This window comes from Pseudomonas abieticivorans, from assembly GCF_023509015.1.
Lineage (GTDB): Bacteria > Pseudomonadota > Gammaproteobacteria > Pseudomonadales > Pseudomonadaceae > Aquipseudomonas > Aquipseudomonas abieticivorans.
The window spans coordinates 5106936-5124477 of record NZ_CP094975.1 but is presented as its reverse complement, the minus strand read 5'-3'; the positions used below and the strand labels follow the sequence as shown (position 1 = coordinate 5124477).

Genomic DNA, 17542 nt, shown 5'->3' with positions numbered 1-17542 from the left:
AGGACCGCCATGAGCCTATTGCAACGCTTCAACCTTGCCGGCAGTGTCGCCATTGTCACCGGCAGCAGCCGCGGCATTGGCCGTGCCATCGCCCTGGCCTACGCCGATGCCGGCGCCGACGTGGTGTGCAGCGCCCGTTCGCTGGCCGACGTGGAGGCCGTCGCCCAAGCAGTGCGCAGCCGTGGCCGCCGTGCCTTGGCCTTGAGTTGCGATGTGACCGACAGCGAACAACGCATCGCCCTGGTCCGCAACGCCTGCGAGCACATGGGCCGCATCACCCACCTGGTCAATAACGCCGGCGGCGGCGGGCCGAACGACCCGCTGCAGATGACCCCGCAGGCCTTCGAGCAGGTGATGAGTTTCAACGTGACCGCCGCCTATGCCCTGACCCAGTTATGCGTACCCCTGATGCGCGAGGCCGGCGGCGGCAACATCGTCAACATCACCTCGGTCGCCGCCCGCTATGCCCAGCGGCACTTCAGTGCCTATGGCAGCGCCAAGGCCGCATTGACCCACCTGACGCGGCTGCTGGCGCAGGAGTTCGCGCCACAGATTCGGGTCAATGCGGTGTCGCCCGGGCCGATCCTGACCGACGCCCTGGCCGGGGTGATGCCTGCGGCCATGCGCGACACCATGCAAGCCAACACCCCACTCAAGTGCCTGGGTACCCCCGAAGACATTGCCGCCGCGGCGCTTTACCTGGCCTGCCCGGCCTCGGCCTGGGTCACCGGCAAGGTCATCGAGGTCGATGGCGGTGCCGACTCTACCGTCTGGCCGGGCTAGGCCCTGGGTTGCAAGCAGCCGGTATCCCTTTCATTTGCCACGCAGCGAGCTTTTTTTATGGATACGCAGTTGATTGAAGCCTTGGGCGACGAACTGTTCAACGCCCTGCAAACACGCCAGAGCCTGGCACCGCTGACCCAGCGTTATCCGGCCATCAGCCTGGACGACGCCTACCGTATTTCCCTGCGGTTCCTGGCGCGCCGTGAAGCCTTGGGCGACCAGGTGATTGGCAAGAAAATCGGCGTGACCAGCCGCGCCGTGCAAGAAATGCTCGATGTGCACCAGCCCGACTTTGGCTTTTTGACCGACCGCATGCAGGTGGCCAACAACAGCACTGTCAGCTTCGCAGCCCACACGCTGGTGCAACCGCGGGCCGAGGGCGAAATTGCCTTTGTGCTGGGTGAAGACCTGCACGGTGTCGACGTTACCGCTGACGATGTGCTGGCCGCCAGCGAATGGGTGCTGCCGTGCTTCGAGATCGTCGATTCGCGGATCGAAAACTGGCAGATCCGCATTCAGGACACCGTGGCCGACAACGCCTCCTGCGGGGTGTTTGCCTTGGGCGCCGAGCGCGTCAACCCACGTGAACTGGACCTGGCCAAGGTTTGCCTGCAGATGTTCAAGAACGGCCAACCTGCCGGGAGCGGCCTGGGCTCGGCGGTACAAGGCCACCCCTGCGCCGCCGTGGCCTGGCTGGCCAATACCCTGGGCAAACTGGGCATCCCGTTTCGCAAGGGCGAAATCATTTTGTCTGGAGCACTGGCGCCACTGGTACCGGTCGCCCCGGGCGACGCCATCAGTTTGTCGTTGAGTGGCCTGGGCGAGTTGCACTTGAATTTCGTGCCTTGAACCGCGGCCCTTTCTTCCTCTGATCGAGACCACTGCCATGAGCAAAAAGATCAAATGCGCCCTCATCGGGCCGGGCAACATCGGCACCGACCTGCTGTACAAGCTCAAGCGCAGCGAGGTGTTGGAGCCGGTCTGGATGGTGGGCATCGATGCCACGTCCGAAGGCCTGGCGCGCGCCGCTGAACTGGGCCTCAAGACCACCAGCGAGGGTGTCGACGGGTTGCTGCCCCATGTGCTGGAAGATGGCATCCAGATCGCCTTCGATGCGACCTCCGCCTACGTCCACGCCGAGAACAGTCGCAAGCTCAATGCCCTGGGGGTGTTGATGATCGATCTGACCCCGGCCGCCATCGGCCCTTACTGCGTGCCGCCGGTCAACCTCAAGCACAATCTGGGCCTGGGCGCGATGAACGTCAACATGGTCACCTGCGGCGGCCAGGCGACCATCCCGCTGGTGGCGGCGGTGTCCAGCGTGCAACCGGTGGCCTACGCCGAGATCATCGCCACTGCCGCGTCCAAATCGGTTGGCCCCGGCACCCGCAAGAATATCGACGAGTTCACCCGCACCACTGCCGCCGCCGTTGAGCAGGTGGGCGGCGCGAAAAAAGGCAAGGCGATCATCATCGTCAACCCCGCCGAGCCGCCACTGATGATGCGTGACACCGTGCATTGCCTGACCGAAACCGAACCGGACCAGGCCGCCATCGGCGCCGCGATCGGCGCCATGATCCAAGAGGTTCAGCGTTATGTACCCGGCTACCGCCTGGTCAACGGCCCGGTATTCGACGGCAACCGCGTGTCGATCTTCATGGAAGTCGAAGGCCTGGGCGACTACCTGCCCAAGTACGCCGGCAACCTCGACATCATGACCGCCGCCGCCGCGCGCACCGCCGAGCTGTTCGCCGAAGCCATTCTCCAGGGCTCACTGAGCCTCACCCCACCACAGGCCATCGCCTAAGGAGCGCACCATGGATCTTCAGGGCAAACGCATCACCGTCCACGACATGTGCCTGCGTGACGGCATGCACCCCAAGCGCCACCAGATCACCCTTGAGCAGATGAAAAGCATCGCCTGTGGCCTGGACGCCGCCGGCGTGCCGCTGATCGAGGTGACCCATGGCGATGGCCTGGGCGGCAGTTCACTGAACTACGGTTTTCCAGCGCACAGCGACGAAGAGTACTTGTCGGCCGTGATCCCCTTGATGAAAAACGCCAAGGTGTCCGCCCTGCTGCTGCCAGGCATCGGCACGGTCGATCACCTGCAGATGGCCTTCGAGCTGGGCGTCAATACCCTTCGCGTCGCCACCCACTGCACCGAGGCGGACGTTTCCGAGCAGCACTTGCGCGCAGCGCGCAAGCTGGGCATGGACACCGTCGGTTTTATGATGATGGCCCACATGAACAGCCCGCAAGGCCTGGCCAGCCAAGGCAAGTTGATGGAAAGCTACGGCGCCAATTGCATCTACATCACTGACTCCGCAGGCTACCTGCTGCCCCATGACGTGGCCGCACGGGTGGCCGCGCTGCGGGAAGCGCTCAAGCCGGACACCGAGATCGGCTTTCATGGCCACCATAACCTGGCCATGGGCGTGGCCAACTCGATCGCTGCCATCGCCGCCGGTGCCACGCGCATCGACGCAGCCTGCGCGGGCTTGGGCGCCGGTGCCGGCAACACGCCGATGGAAGTGCTGGTTGCGGTGTGCGACCGCATGGGCATCGAAACCGGGGTCAGCGTATTTGGCATCCAGGACGTGGCCGAGGACCTGGTGGTGCCGATCATGGACTTCCCGATCCGCAGCGACCGCGACGCACTGACCATGGGCTATGCCGGTGTCTACGGCTCGTTCCTGCTGTTCGCCAAGCGGGCCGAGAAGAAGTACGGCGTCCCGGCGCGCGAAATCCTCGTGGAGATGGGCCGGCGCGGCATGGTCGGCGGCCAGGAAGACATGATCGAAGACACCGCCATGACCTTGGCCAGGCAACGCCAGGCCCGCGCCTGAGCGCACCACGGGCCCGGGCGCTGCCTGGGCCCTTGCCCATTATCCCGGAGCCCTCCATGAGCAGTATACCTGCCGCACCCATTGGCTGGCGCAGCCATGGCCTGTTGTTTCTGCTCGCGATGATGTATGCCGGCAACTTTGTCGGCCGGCAGATCATTGCGGTGATGATCGAGCCGATCAAACAGGAATTCGGCGTCAGCGATACTGCCATGGGCCTGGTTTCGGGCCTGGCGTTCGCCGCCGTCTATGTGCTGTTGGGGTTACCGGCCGGGCGCTTGGCCGATCGCCTGTCGCGCACGCGCTTGCTGGCCGCCTGCTCACTGCTGTGGGCGATGGCCACGCTGGCCTGCGGTGTGTCCGCAAGCTTCGCCATGCTGGTGATCGCGCGCATGGCGGTGGCCGTTTTCGAATCGCCCAGCACCTCGACCTCCCTGTCGATCATCGCCGACATTTACCCCCCGCATCGGCGCTCTTTTGCGATCAGTTGCTACACCGCGGCGCCGACCTTCTCCACCATCATCGCCTTGTGCGTGGGCGCCTGGATGGTGGAGGAATACGGCTGGCGCAGTGCGTTTTTTGCCGTCGCCCTGCCCGCCCTGCTGATCAGTGCGGTGTTCGCTTTAATCACGCGCGACCCGCCGCGCGGGCGCTTTGACCTCAGCCAAACGCACGCCGCACACCCGGTGTCGAGCCTGCTGGGCAGCGCGCGCGAGCTGATGGCGCAGCCAGCCTACCGCTGCCTGGTGCTGGCTTGTGGCATCACCACCTTCAGTGCCTACGCCTATGCCATGTGGAACGCCAGCTTCCTGGTACGCTCCCATGGCCTGCCCCTGCAGTATGCCGGCATGCTCGCGGGCCTGATCGGCGGCACCTGTGCCGGGCTCGGGGCGTTGTTCAGCGGCTGGTTGACCGACCACCTGGCGCTTAAAAACCCGCATTGGCAGATCGGCATCCCGCTGCTCGGCCATGTGCTTGGCAGCACGGCGCTGATCACCTACCTGCTGTGGCCACAGGGCATCCTCCTGTCGGTAGGCCCGGTCCCGGTGCCCAGCGCGATGCTCTGGTGCGCGTTGAGCAGTTTTTTCTCGGTGTGGTGGGTAGGTCCTTCGTTTTCGCTGTTGACCCAACTGGTACCCGCCCACCGCCGGGCCACCGCCGTGGCGTTGCAGACGATTATCTCGACCTTGTTCGGCGTGGGCATTGGCCCGCTGGCCGCCGGCTTGCTCAGCGATACGCTGCTGCCGGTGTTCGGCGAACAATCGTTGCGCTATGCGTTGTTGTTGATCAGTTGCACGATTGTGCTACCGATCGGGTTGCTGTGGCGTACTTACTACCATTTAATGGGATTGCGTGAGCTCCTTCGGCAGGCAGCAGTTCACGGCCGGTGATGGTTTCATCATTGCCAACGACGGCATCAACTATGGCAAGGGCGTGACCGATGGTGCCTACCATCGCCTCAGGCATGCACAATAGCCGCCGATAATATGCTTCGACTCCTTGGGACTGAGCTCAAAGGGATGTCGCACATCAGAAACCGCCAATACGGCAAAACGTCGAGCAAAGAAGAGATCGTCAACGTGGGTAGCGATAGCAGGAAACGGAAGCAAAAACAGAGCTGGGAGCTGTTTTTCGAGGAGCTTGGGGCCGCCGCGAAGCTGGCAAAAAGCAACTTCGGCTCAATCAGCTGGCTGGGCGCACTTATCAGCGCCATCTTGAGCTTCGGGATTCTCATGACCTATGCCAAGGCAATCGGACGGATTGATCTGCTACCGCTTGTGCTTGAGAAGAAGTTTGCAGCACTTTTACCGTGGATGGGGTTGGCCGGCCTACTGCTGTTGCTCTACATGGTCATCATGCTGACCACGACCATCATCTATGCAATGGCTGTATCAACCTTCGGCAGTGCCTCCTCCCTCCAGGCTCACATAGCCAGACTGCTATTGGCGCCGGCGATCGTAGGCTCATCCGCGTTCATGATCGTGGTGTTTCGCTTCCCCACGGCAGAACATTGGCTTACCGCACCGATCATCATGCTATTTAGCCTGTTAGCAATGCTGCTTGCGCTTCGCTCCGTGCGATTTCGCACGGGCCTGCAAATAGTCGCCCTGGCAAGCTTTCCAAGAGATTTAGCATCATGGCGCAGCCAGACTACCATCTTTATATCTGCCTATCTGGTCGTGGCGTTCGCCGTTTTTGCGGCCGCCTTTCCCATGAGTCTGCTCCTGCGTTCCTACATTGGGGCTGACACGCCGGACGCGGCCAACACACTGATGATTCTTTCGATACTGGCCATGGCCCTGCTGTTTTTGCCGGCACTCATATTCTTCGTTAGCCGAAGAAACATAGCCTCCCGGATGTTGCGGTCGTTCGCCGCTGCATTGGCGATTATCGTTGGCGTGGTTATCGTTTTCCCTGGTGCAAGCTCCACCATCGTCTACACCGCAGCCGGAATGATGGGGGTGCGAGAGCAAACCGTCTCTCAGTACAGGATCATGAAAGGGTTCGAGCTCAAGGATTTCGATGAAGTTGCTTGGGGAGTGCAGCCGAAAACGGGATTGCCTGTAGTGGCTGCGTTTCCGCTGTTTTCGCTCGGCGATGTACTGCTTCTTTGCCCCGGCAGCCTGCTGAAAACCCCGCTGGGCGATTGGCCGAAATACTCGCACGCCTGCGTGTCGACGCAGAGCAGCGATGTCGTGAAGTTGCCGAAAGCCACCGCTGCGAGTTGATGCTTTGAAAGGCGTTGTGGCGTGCCAAGCATGGCCTGTTTGTGTTGGTAATTTTCAAGCGGAGTCGGAATAGATCCGCTTAGGGGCTTGCCGAGCGGGGCAATCACGCTTACGTCGTGCAATAAAGAATGTTTCATGTGCAGAGCCAAACTGCCACCTGCACGGGTGGGAGACCTGCGTGCTACCCAAGCCGGAAGCACAAACCCCAGAAACGAAAAAGCCCTGAATAATCAGGGCTTTAACGTAGAAATGATGGCGGAAGCGTAGTCATTATCGGCACTTTCCACATCCGACCATTGGCGTCCATAGATAGACGTAAGGACGCTTTATCCCGGCTATTTTTGGGCACTTTTAAGACTCAAAAGGTCTTCCATGTCCCACTGATTTCCGCCCGAATCCGAGTCTCAGTGGGGGACCAAATGGGGGACCAGATATTCACGTTGGAAGGTCGCCACCATGCCCAAGCTCACCGCGAAACTGCTTGAAGCTCTTACGGATTTTTGGCAAGTACGACGACGGCGACGGTATGCGCCTGATTATTCGCCAGTCCGGAAAAGCCTGGGTATTGCGCTACCAACTGGCGGGCGAGCGAAAGGAAATCGGCCTGGGCCCCTACTCTCGCTACGGGTTGAAGGAAGCTCGCTCCCGCGCCGATGTACAACGCGCCCTGATCCGCGAAGGCATCGATCCACTGGAACAGAAAGCCAAAGCACTCCGACTGGCAGAAGCGGCACGCATCGCCCGGGAGAAAAGCCTGGGGAACACCTTCCGTACCTGTGCCCTCGACTACATCGAAGCGCACCCCCGGGCTGGAAAAATGCCAAGCATGCCCAACAGTGGACGAACACCCTGACCACCTACGTGTTTCCGATGTCCGGAAAATGACCCGGAATAGGCTTCGGGTCATTTCTAAATCGGCGCCAACAGACCTGATTCTGCTTCGCGAGACGCGCGTGGTGGATGATGAGGGCAACGGCTGGGTCTTCGACTCACCGGTCTATCTCGGACGGCCGATAAACCCGACCCCCATGCTCAAATCGTTTTAGAAGATCTGGCCCGAGTACGACATGTCCGCCCATGGATTCAGGGCCACCTACCGCACCATTACCCATGAACCTGGGCATCGATCCCATCGTGTTGGAACTGTCTCTGTCACACCGCATGCCGGGCGAGAAGCTCGAGCTTGTTCAAGGATGATCGGCTGGGCAGGGGTGATCTCTTACGGAGTCCACCGCCGCCCAAGACGACACGCGCCTTACGGTTCATGCTTCAGGGATGCGATTCGGACAGTCCCATGATCCCTGAGCAGTTTGCGGAGCTTTCCGTCTAGCTGGTAGGCGTATTGGTTCGCACCAGAATCATCGACCCATTTTGGATCTGCTATCTCGTCAAAGTGCCTGGGTAATTCTGAATGATCTATCTTCTTGGCAGCCATATCTTTAACAAACGCCTCCAGCTGGACGCGGAGGCGGCGCCCGAGAGCTTCCACGAATTCGTTGCTATTGATTCCTGCCGACACCTTCGCGGCATCCTGCCGGGCGGCTTGAACGGCTCGAACAATGTATTGGCTCGCCTTCTCCTTGTCACGGCTGCCATTAACGACCCCACCTGGCGCCTTGACGTTCCACCGCGTCAGCTGCGCCATGAGCAACTCGCTACTGAATGCATTACCCATTTTGATCACGGTCGGCGGCTCCCCTTCTGCGGCGGAAGGAAGCTCGATGGGCACACCAGCAAGTCGATATAGCCGTCTTAACGCCATGCGCCAGGTGCCAAGACCAATTTGCTGGTGACGACGTCCTATTTGTACCCAGCGATAAAATGACCTCCAGCTTGGGATCATGGATCGCACCCCATCCGAGGTCATGGCGCGAGGCTTGGCTCGGTCATCGAGGAAGCAGAGTTGGCTGTAATAGGCGGCTCCGGCCGTCAACCGGGCAATGGATGACGCATCATTGTCCTGGCCGATCCAAGCCGCAATACCCTGAGGGAGAAACACGTCAGCTTCCGGAGCGATACCTTCGCGTTCAAGATAGCGCAGATAGGCTGCAAAGCCGCCCAGTTCGGTCGCCCCTTTTGGATCCCCTACCGCCCCCGCCATTGCCCAATGGCAGGGGCCGTAGGAAACACCCGCATTGTCATATGCATTGATTTGGTCGAGATACCCTAGGTTTTCACACTCGGAGACTGCCCGAATGATCTTGAAGCTCGAGGCAATATCCGCCAACTCCTTGCTTCCGCCGGGAGTCATGGCCTTGATGAGATCCGCCTGATCGAGTGAGAGTAAACGTTCCGGTGTGACCTCAGCCAAGTCGACCCACAGGTTGGCATTCGGCTTTAGCGTGTCCGGACCACCCGAACCAAACGAGGCATAGTAGCCAATGGCCTCGAGTGCGCTTTCGGGAAAACCGGAGCCATCCGGTCGGCGAGTGAAATCGGCCGCGAACATCCGCAGCTTGCTGTTCTTGACCTCCTGTCTTGACCAAATGTCGTTGAAGGCAGGCTCCGCTCCAAACTTTGGGCGTCCCTTCGCATCGAGGTCTTCATCCTTGTAGGCGACAATCAGCAGTGGAGACCTGAACTCGTCGCGGTGCCACTGGTCGACCAACTCTCTCGTCCTCTGGTTCGCACGGCCAGTGACCACCCCAAGGTAGCTGTCAATGTGCTCGACTGCGACGAGGTCATCGAAATGACGCAAGGCAAGCTGTGACTCCGTTATGGGAATCTCCGGCGCGGGATTTGTCCTTGCGCGCGCGGCGATGGGGCTCGCAGCAGAAATCTGAAACTCCCGAATGGTCTGCTCGAGAGGAAGGCTGTCATCCAGCGCTCCAAATCCCATTTTCTTAAGCTTGGCCTTGAGGCGATTAACCCAAGGCTCGCTGGATCCCTCTCCCTCGAACAATTTCTCGATCAGCGAATCTCCGGTGATGGGCTCTCGAATGCCCTTGGCCCCGATATGCCGCATGAAAGGCAACGCGGGAATGATTTCAAGGTCCTTGGATTTCGGGGAAAACAGTTCAGCTGCTGGCTCACGCGTCCAAGCCAGGGCGATATTAAGCGTGAATTTGTTGTAGGTCAGGGGCAATTGCGGCATGGGAAGCCGTTCGGCATCGTCGCTTGACAATGCGGCCCCTGCTCTCAGCACCGGCTCGTAGTTACCGCTTAGGAAGTAAAAAAGAGCGCGCGCTTCCCAGGCCGTATCACCAGGATTGATCGGTGACAGTCCCTCGTTCAACGATGCCGCGAGCAGCCCAGTATTGAAATCCAAGAGAGCCTTTCGCAGAAAATCGCTGCTCAACTGCACTGGTCCGTACATCGCAAGGGTCGGGCACTCCCCGATAGCATCGATCGTTCCCGCCGACGCAATGTCTGTCAAATGCTTGGCGTGCTGAGCGCGGACCAGCAGCGTGCCAGACAACTGCAACGTAGCCAGATAAGCATCGTTGACCCGCCCGTCCTTTGTGTTCGCTTCGACCTGCGAGAGCGTGGGCACTTCGCCGGGATTGAAGGCGATGAAACGCATAGCTCCGGGAAAGATTGGGCGAACGGCCGGCAGGTTTTTGAAAGCCCCTCCGGGCCAGGTTCCGGAAATGGCCGCGGTTTCGCGCGGCCAACTTGTCCCGTCACCGGGTTCGACTTTGGGGTCGGCGATGTTGGCGCGGTCCGCCTTGCTTATCGGTACTCGAAACGCCATTGGGCCAAATTTGATTGTCATGCATCACCCCAAATCGCAATCGCCCGTTGCGAGGTGGCGCGGCGCCCGACACCGATCCCGACGAGCTCATACGTCCACGCTCCCCTGGATAGGAGAGGTTCGGGCTCTTGGAATGTCTCCGTATCACCGCCAACAAGCCGGCGCTCGAATCCACTGCCGCCGGGCGCACGTCGCCTGAGCTCCAGCTGTTCATACTCGTCTTCATTGCGCCAGTTCAGCACAACCCTGCCCTCGTGCGAAACTGAGGTGCGAAGGTCCGCGGGTGCATGAAGCTCACCGTTGGCGCGCGCTCGCATGGGATTCGATGGTTCTCCCTCGATACGTCTCGTCAGGATCGCGCGCGGGTCATCCGGATCCAGCGCATGACGCGCGGGTATGATGCGCACCTCCTGCCAACGTCCAGGCGGGCGCCGGCCAACGGCCGCGGTAAATCGGCCAGCAAGGTCCGCCGCGATACCATTCGGAAAAAAATCAACGACACGCTCCCAACGGCTTTCATCTTCGCCGACCAGGGCAACGTCGCGGAGCTCGACAGCAAAGCCGATCCCTGCGGGCGCCCCTGCCTGTGTCCACGTGCAAATGAAAGTCCTTTCCTCTGTCGGGTGCGGTCGAACCCCGAGCAAGACAGACTTCGCCGGAATACGTACGTCCGTCACGCGAACAAGTGCGACAAGAATCCAGCCACCGAGCGTGCCAGCGGCCGAAACACCTCTTACACGGTAAATCGCGCGTGTCGGCGCACGCCCGGGCAGGTAGTCGACATGTCGAGGCAGGAATGCGCTGCTGGTGATCCGACTGAACGCTCCGTGGTTTGCTATGACTCGAGCTGCCGATACAAGTAGATCGTCGGAACTGAGCGGCGTGCATCCAAGGGCGGCTTCCAATGCTCGCTCAAGGTCGTAACGAACAGCATTCGGGATCGCCGGCCATGCAAGCGAGACGGAAGCCTGGTCTATATATTCGGCAGAGTCCTTGGCCCAAAGCCGCTCGACCCACTCGGGGCCAGTTGGCTCCACGTGTGCCGAAGCAACGACGATCGCTTCTGCTTTTGTGCTCTCATTTCCGTAGCCATCCACGGCATGAGCGGAAATCTCCAATGTACCGGTCATGAAGCCAGCTGGCGGGTACAGAGCCGCATTATTCACCTGGCTTGGCAGGAAAAGACCTGGTGAGCCATTAAGAAACGCTTCAGTTTCGCCTGCTGGCAGTGACATCAGTGCGATGAACACCGCGATCGCCGAGACCTCCGTTGGCCCCGGGGGGCGAACCGCGAACTGTTGCCTGGATCCCTCCGGCTCAACGGCGAAGCTCTCGTTCAGCAGATGGAAATGAATGCGTCCGACGCCGGGCACTATCAGGTTGTCGCTCTCGTCCAACAACTCGACGACGAGGGGCGAAACGGTCACGACGCGAACACCGCCAACCCTTGTCGGGCGGCGTTGGAAGAATTGAGGGGGCCCCTCTATTGCTGCGTCGGCATAGCGAAGCGAGCCGTCGCCGACGGTTGGCTCACGCCCCCCCGAACGGCGGACCCTTAACGTATTGTGTCCCTGGATGCCTAGCACCGCATATTCGCCATCGGCGGTTAGCAAGGAGCCACCGACGAACCTCTTAAGGAGAGATTGATCGATTGCCGTTCCCTGGCCGTCCGCCAGGCTAATGTCGACCTGGACGCAGTTGAGCGCGGTCTGGCTTCCCGTGATCGGCATGACCGCAGTAACCGCCAGCGCAAAATATCTGACCGCAATCCAGGTCTGGTGAAGCCTGAACTGTGCCGTATCGGGGGCCATGTGTTCCCGCAGCCCATCCCATTCCATGCCCACCATGACCGAACCTGGATTTCCCGCGGGAAATTCCACCCGTTCTGCGGCGATACGAACCATCGGCGGCGGCGGCGCATATTTGTCCAGCAACCGTACCGGCGCAGGATCGGACATTGGTCCTGCAATCCCAAAGAGATCGATTCCAGCGACACGATACCAATTCCAGCCTTCAAGCGGGCCCTCGCCGTAAGGCAAATCGACATCGTCCTCGAAGAACAGGTCCGTTGTTCGCAGAACCATCTCGCCGTCGTGGCAAACCTCAATTTTGGGCCCTGACGGATCGAAGGCAGGCGCGAACTCTTCGACGGCGGTGTGCTTTCCGAGGACCTGCCGCTCGATGCGCCACGCATGAGCATCCTTGGTCAGAAGTGGAGCGGGCTCATCAGGGTTACCTTCCGATTTCTGCGCATCCCAAACGATGCGGGCCAAGGGGGCAGGATAGACGCGCGGCCCCCTCATGGCGTTGTTCACGAGGTGGCTAAACAGGGTCTCGTCATCTGGAGATGTCGCTGCGATGTCGGAAGCGGGACGTACGGGCTTCCATTTGGCAAGTGCGCCGTAGAACCGACCATATGGTGGATATCCGATCGTGGTATCAGCCTGGTCTATCCGAAGGCGAATTGGCTCGGCGGGCCATCCCGAACCGGGATCATCAGCTCGCGTGCTGCTGCTTTCCGATTTCGGCCAATTTGCGGTCACCACGTAATCAACAATTCCGCCCATCCCGTTTGGCAGGACATCTTCTATGCCTAGCCCCAGGAATTTCGCCATGCCAAAATGAGTTGCAACATAGGCAAGGTAAGCCTTCGTTCGATCTTGATAGTAATGGACGACCGCCTCGTAGATATCTCGTTCGTCGGGCGTCCCGTTGGTCATCGCCAGGAGTTCCGTGTAGTCCGGGACCGGATTGCCGTGCCAATGGTCCTGATCAAGTTCCACGTCTCTTAGGTGTGGCTCGCCCAACATCTTGGCGACGGCTTCGAGCTGCAACGAAAGAAACTGCGGATCCGGATTGGCCAATGCGAAGGCAAGGGCCGGCAAGAGGCTGGCGGCACCTGGCTTATACGGCAGCGCTGGGCCATAGGGGATTGCCGAGCGCTTGACCCGGTCCTTTTCCAATTTCTGGAGGTCAATCTGCCAAGTACCACCTGTCGTCTGGATCGCGCCGGGCAGCTTGAGATCTTTGGCGACAATCTCGGCATTGCCCATGTTGGTGCGTGTCAGCGTGAATCCATGTTCTGGAAAATCACGTTCCGCATGAAATGCCCACCGCACGGCGGCAACCGGGGGATCCCCGGAAACCGGCTCGCGAAATCGGGCAAGAACCTGGAGATCGTTTGACATCAGAACAATCCTCCAAGCGAGATTTTCCATCCGATTGTTTCGCTCCAGGCTTTCCCGGAAATCGTACGCCTCAGGTGGCGCGGCGCGTCCTGGGGTTCAGCCACCCATATCAGGGACAGGTCGACCTTTTGATCGGGATCGGTAAGGACCACAGGCGTCGGGAGTTCGGCGATTAGCCGGGTTTTGTCGAGATTGAAAACAGGAGGCTTGGCAAGAAGGACATGATCGATCTTGATCGAAAGCCTGCCGGCTTCATCATCCATCGGCTCGGGTGCTTCAATCAGCAGATACACCAGCCTGTTCCCAATCAACATGGGCGTTGCGCTTGCCTGAAGGGGTAGGTGAATGACCGGGAAGGAGAACGCCTTGGCTAGGTCCTCGAATCTCTGGGAGACGCTCGGATAGAGCTGCGTCACGCCAATCGGCGTCGAGGACGGCAACGGAGTGAACATATCCGTGAACGTCTTGAAGCGAGAGGTCGTGAAACTCCAGCTGGCCAAGGGTGGCGTTGCGTTTGCACTGTCAGGGCCATCGTCGACAGCGACCAATTCCGCAAAGTAGCGGATCTGCGGCCGCAGATTCAGGTCCTTCAAGGCAATCGGAAGGCAAGTCTCGCCCTGCTCTGGCTCGGGAACACCGACTTCACACGGGTGTGCTTGGTCATCCCGCCGGCTTTCGAGCCACCATTCCTCGACAGGAGAGCGCTGGGCTTTTCCCAATTCCCATTGAGTTGGGAGGAGTACGCCGCCATCGGCAGTGGAAACCAATTCGCCATCTGTGTTTCGAAGGCGAACGCCAAGCCGGCGCTTATCCAGCTTGTAGAGAGCGTTGAAAAAGGTGTCCTTGAACAGGACGACCAGATCATAGTCCCGATAAATCGGACGAACCCCGTCATCCGGATAGCGAGCATCGATTGCTCGGCCTAGTCCGTTCAACCAGTCAGGAGCCCGATCTGCGGTAAACGTGTAGGTCCGATGGTAGGCCGACGGCGCGCCGGAATTGCCGCTTCCCCGCAGTAGTTGCCCGGACATCTGAAGATCCAGTTGATATCGATGGCCGGGAATGAGCAGGCGAGCCTCGGGATCGACATTCCATTCCTCCTTGCCGGAAGACCCCTCCCAGACTTGGTGTCCCTGGCTGGCATCGGCAACGAGCTCGCTCAAGCAAAGCTCGAGTAATATCTTCCTATTTTCCCCCCAGAACCGAAGTGGCTCGGGCGATGTATTGGGAAAAGGGCGCTTCTTCTCGGTCCCGGGAACTGGCGGTTGCTTCGGGACATAATCCGCCAAGGCAACGGTGACCTCGTCGATTTCAATGGGAATCCAGATTTCGAAGATGTCGCCAATCGCCATCCCGACACCGTAGCGATTGTCTCTCGTTTGGCTCCCTTTCCTGTCCGGCCTCCAATGGTAGAGCCATCCGTTGGCCAGGAATCCATATCCGACCTGGAGATCCACCAGCTTGATACACTTGGTGACAATCGTAGGCTTGGGCGCGCAGTCGATCGGCGAGGAGTTTTCGGCGCCACCTCCTCCCAGTGAGCCGTCAGAACCGAAGCGACGCGAGGAAAGCAGCCGGAGCTCCGTGTTGGGAGGCCGCGGCGTATAATTCTTGTCCGTATTGGTGAGTGGCGAGCGCGAGAATGTTCCAAAAAGATCGACGGGACGCCCCTTGGACACGTCGAGCAGCTCCATTTTTTCAAGCGTCCATTTCGCCAACCAGCCAGACGTCGAACCGATCTTTTGGGGAAAGGGCGTGGCCAAGTCGTTAAGACTTGCAGCCGCCGTAACTGCCGGGCTTACGAACATGCTCTTGGAAAATTCGAGGACAAGCTCGCTGTGGGGCGGGACTATTCCCAGGTCGAACGAGCCGAAGTTTTCCTCCGAGAGATGGTGGGAAATGCCACTGCCTACGGGATTATCGGTGCCGAGCCGGGGCCGTGGTTCCCAAAAACGGGGTAGCGTGGTCAATCCATGGATGAGCGCAGGCAGCTCGGGCGCCTGCTCGTTGCGCCAAAGGAACGTGAAAGCCAGACAGATTTCGAAGCTCGTGAATCCGAGATCGATTTCGATACAGGCTCTCAAGGGAATCTCAAGCCGCCGTGGGCGATCGAGCTGCAGGTTGAACCCAGCCGACAAGCTTATGCCCAGTGACAGTCCACCTGCCACGAGCCTTGCCCTTCCACGCAAGGCGAGGCTTCCTTCAAACTGCAAGGGTCGCCAGGCGAGAATGGCCTCGCCACCGGTAGATGCCACGATCTCAGCATAGAGTCCCCCGCTCCCGGCTTTCAGCTCAATGCGGGAGCGAATGCCGATGTCGGCTTGCCGCCTGGCATCGAGACCAAACCAGAATTCGGAGTTGATCAGCCACTGCGACCCGAGCTTGATGGCGCGGGCGGAAACGGGGGCACCTATGGATGGCCGCTGGCCGAGCCACACTTTGAAGTCGAATGGCTTGTCGCCGCGAAACTCGCCGCCACCGCTGCCTTGGACCTCAAAGAGCGGAGGGCTGCTCCACTGCGCAGTAAAATCAAGCCGGAGTAGCTGCTCGGCTGGATACACCGCAAGCAAGGCGGCAAGCTTGCCCTCTTCGGTTTCGTTGAGGGGCTGGCGTTCCTTGAGCAGTTCACCCGTGGCGGTCAACAAGATCGCAAGATCCGGGAACGTGACCATGAGCGCGCCGCGCGCGGAAAATAGCCAGCCGTCGTCCGCCGTACCGATCACCACGCCGAGACCAAGGGCGTTCGACCCTGCAGATGTTATCCATTTGCGGCGGGCGGCAAAACTGCCTGCCGGTGGCGCCATAAATGCATCGAAGAACCGACGTGGACCGGTGTGCGGAAGGTACAATGCTAGATTGTAGGCCAAAAAGCCCGAAACCGCGTATAGGGACATGCCCGTGGTCCCAATCGGGATGCCGCCCGGTACGAGGTCCGCCTCGGCAGCCAGGAAGAACGTGTTGATCCCGTTTTCCCGAGCCGCCTCCACGACGACGTCCAGGCGCATGTCGATCGATGGAATGTCGAGATGACCGGTGCCGGACAGGGCGTACCGGGTCTCGTCCCAAGATATGCTTGCGGCAAATGCAAAGCCTCCAGGCGTCCCATACTTTAGCCGGATGCCGTTGAAGCTCACGGCGACGTCGCCTTTGCTCTTGCCAGCGGGCGACAAGGCCATCGACCGACGCTCCGGCCGGCATGCCTGAGATGATGTCCACGGCCGCACTGATCCGAAGCTCTAGGTCATCGGGTGCATCCAAGGGGCGCTGGAGACTGAAGGCCGTGACTGTCAGCTTGAGGAAGTTCCAGGACAACACGAATGGTTGCGTCGTCGCGACCGTGGCGCCCTTTGCCAATCGCAATCCACCATTCGGACCAATGCCGATTTCATCGAACGCCAAGGTCGGCCAATTACCGTTGACGCCTCTGAACCTCGGCGTCACGTTGCCCGATAGCCAAAGGGTTCCATCACCCCCCTGCCCTGCGCCATCCAATCTTATTGCATCGACTGCGAGATCGAGCAAGCTATCGACCTTCATGTCGACGATTGGTTCATCACGCGAAAGTGCCGCAACCAAGCCGCCAGGTCCGATCGAGAATTCGATGCCGACCCAACCGGTGTCTCTCCCGGGAGCAAGGAACTTACCAAGATCGATGCGTCCACCAAGTGCGACACCTACCAATTGCCCGTGGTCGAGCGAAACGCGCGCATCGTCGATCTCGCAGGCAAAACCATGCAGGTTCAGGGATAGCGGTGCTCCTGGCGTGCGCTCGAAAACTCCGCTAGGACCGTCCAGGCTAATGGAGATTTTTTGTCCCTGAAGTACGAGCGGATTGCCGGCGCTATCTGAGAGCATGGGCAAGGAAATGCTGCCGCTCTTGACGCTCAAAAAATCTTCGGAGCTCGGATCGAAGTGAATGCCATTGAGCGTCAGGGCAATGTCGGTCCCGGCAATCCGGGCATCGTTCAGCGATGCGTCCTTGAACGGGAGGAAATTAAAGCCCGTGCTATCATCAAAGTGTAGACCGCAATTCGCGGAAATGGTTGCGCCGTTGCCATGGGCGTCGCGCAGTATTTCCGGTGCGATGTGCAGGGTAACTTCGACATCCTCAAGCTTGAGGTATGACTTTTCTCCGCAAAAGAGGATGCCCTTAGCCATACTGTTGTTGTTGAACGAAAGCTTGAGTTGTTCTAATCCGGGCAGGCACAGAGTGCCCAGCTTGCCGAGATAGAACTCGGCACCAAGGGTAAACCCACTCTCGTCCTGATCACTCCAAACACTGGATACCAGGATCTGCGACAA

The 17542-nt window shown here is 59.8% G+C and carries 11 protein-coding genes and 1 pseudogene; 8 read left to right on the top strand and 4 right to left on the bottom strand.

Annotated elements, in window-relative coordinates:
- The first annotated feature begins 9 nt into the window (after positions 1 to 9).
- From L9B60_RS23385 to L9B60_RS23350, 8 genes and pseudogenes are all read left to right on the top strand, one after another.
- A complete protein-coding gene (locus L9B60_RS23385) occupies positions 10 to 783 on the top strand; it encodes a glucose 1-dehydrogenase (protein WP_249673338.1) in 774 nt (257 codons plus the stop codon).
- A 57-nt stretch (positions 784 to 840) separates the two neighbouring features.
- Positions 841 to 1632: a fumarylacetoacetate hydrolase family protein gene (locus L9B60_RS23380; RefSeq protein WP_249673337.1), complete on the top strand. Its 792-nt coding sequence runs from the start codon at positions 841 to 843 to the stop codon at positions 1630 to 1632.
- A gap of 37 nt (positions 1633 to 1669) precedes the next feature.
- Positions 1670 to 2590: an acetaldehyde dehydrogenase (acetylating) gene (locus L9B60_RS23375; protein WP_249673336.1), complete on the top strand. Its 921-nt coding sequence runs from the start codon at positions 1670 to 1672 to the stop codon at positions 2588 to 2590.
- A gap of 10 nt (positions 2591 to 2600) precedes the next feature.
- Entirely contained in the window at positions 2601 to 3632 is a 1032-nt protein-coding gene (gene dmpG / locus L9B60_RS23370; protein ID WP_249673335.1) for a 4-hydroxy-2-oxovalerate aldolase, read from the top strand.
- A 56-nt stretch (positions 3633 to 3688) separates the two neighbouring features.
- On the top strand, positions 3689 to 5020 hold the full coding sequence (locus L9B60_RS23365) for a spinster family MFS transporter (protein WP_249673334.1): 1332 nt from the start codon (positions 3689 to 3691) through the stop codon (positions 5018 to 5020).
- Between the two features lie 129 nt (positions 5021 to 5149).
- Positions 5150 to 6358 carry a hypothetical protein gene (locus tag L9B60_RS23360; RefSeq protein WP_249673333.1) on the top strand — a complete coding sequence of 403 codons (1209 nt, stop codon included), beginning with the start codon at positions 5150 to 5152 and terminating at the stop codon, positions 6356 to 6358.
- A 526-nt stretch (positions 6359 to 6884) separates the two neighbouring features.
- Positions 6885 to 7211 (top strand): Arm DNA-binding domain-containing protein, encoded by a 327-nt coding sequence (locus L9B60_RS23355; RefSeq protein WP_249673332.1) that lies wholly within the window; start codon positions 6885 to 6887, stop codon positions 7209 to 7211.
- Positions 7212 to 7287: 76 nt separating this feature from the next.
- Positions 7288 to 7528 (top strand): annotated as a pseudogene (locus tag L9B60_RS23350) (tyrosine-type recombinase/integrase); the annotation flags it as partial.
- A gap of 85 nt (positions 7529 to 7613) precedes the next feature.
- Here the strand turns inward: L9B60_RS23350 and L9B60_RS23345 are convergent.
- From L9B60_RS23345 to L9B60_RS23330, 4 genes are read right to left on the bottom strand one after another with little or no spacing between them, the layout of a single operon-like run.
- Entirely contained in the window at positions 7614 to 10073 is a 2460-nt protein-coding gene (locus L9B60_RS23345) for a hypothetical protein (RefSeq protein WP_249673331.1), read from the bottom strand.
- Positions 10070 to 13240: a hypothetical protein gene (locus tag L9B60_RS23340; protein WP_249673330.1), complete on the bottom strand. Its 3171-nt coding sequence runs from the start codon at positions 13238 to 13240 to the stop codon at positions 10070 to 10072. Before L9B60_RS23340 ends, L9B60_RS23345 begins: the two co-directional genes overlap by 4 nt.
- A complete protein-coding gene (locus L9B60_RS23335) occupies positions 13240 to 15912 on the bottom strand; it encodes a hypothetical protein (protein ID WP_249673329.1) in 2673 nt (890 codons plus the stop codon). Before L9B60_RS23335 ends, L9B60_RS23340 begins: the two co-directional genes overlap by 1 nt.
- Positions 15866 to 17542, bottom strand: coding sequence for a hypothetical protein (locus tag L9B60_RS23330; protein ID WP_249673328.1), 1677 nt, complete (start codon positions 17540 to 17542; stop codon positions 15866 to 15868). The genes L9B60_RS23335 and L9B60_RS23330 overlap by 47 nt, the downstream gene beginning before the upstream one ends.

Bases quoted from the DNA above. Each gene is read 5' to 3' on its own strand.
- L9B60_RS23385 (WP_249673338.1), top strand. From the start codon at position 10: ATGAGCCTATTGCAACGCTTCAACCTTGCCGGCAGTGTCGCCATTGTC.
- L9B60_RS23380 (WP_249673337.1), top strand. From the start codon at position 841: ATGGATACGCAGTTGATTGAAGCCTTGGGCGACGAACTGTTCAACGCC.
- L9B60_RS23375 (WP_249673336.1), top strand. From the start codon at position 1,670: ATGAGCAAAAAGATCAAATGCGCCCTCATCGGGCCGGGCAACATCGGC.
- dmpG (WP_249673335.1), top strand. From the start codon at position 2,601: ATGGATCTTCAGGGCAAACGCATCACCGTCCACGACATGTGCCTGCGT.
- L9B60_RS23365 (WP_249673334.1), top strand. From the start codon at position 3,689: ATGAGCAGTATACCTGCCGCACCCATTGGCTGGCGCAGCCATGGCCTG.
- L9B60_RS23360 (WP_249673333.1), top strand. From the start codon at position 5,150: ATGTCGCACATCAGAAACCGCCAATACGGCAAAACGTCGAGCAAAGAA.
- L9B60_RS23355 (WP_249673332.1), top strand. From the start codon at position 6,885: ATGCGCCTGATTATTCGCCAGTCCGGAAAAGCCTGGGTATTGCGCTAC.
- L9B60_RS23345 (WP_249673331.1), bottom strand. From the start codon at position 10,073: ATGACAATCAAATTTGGCCCAATGGCGTTTCGAGTACCGATAAGCAAG.
- L9B60_RS23340 (WP_249673330.1), bottom strand. From the start codon at position 13,240: ATGTCAAACGATCTCCAGGTTCTTGCCCGATTTCGCGAGCCGGTTTCC.
- L9B60_RS23335 (WP_249673329.1), bottom strand. From the start codon at position 15,912: ATGGTCACGTTCCCGGATCTTGCGATCTTGTTGACCGCCACGGGTGAA.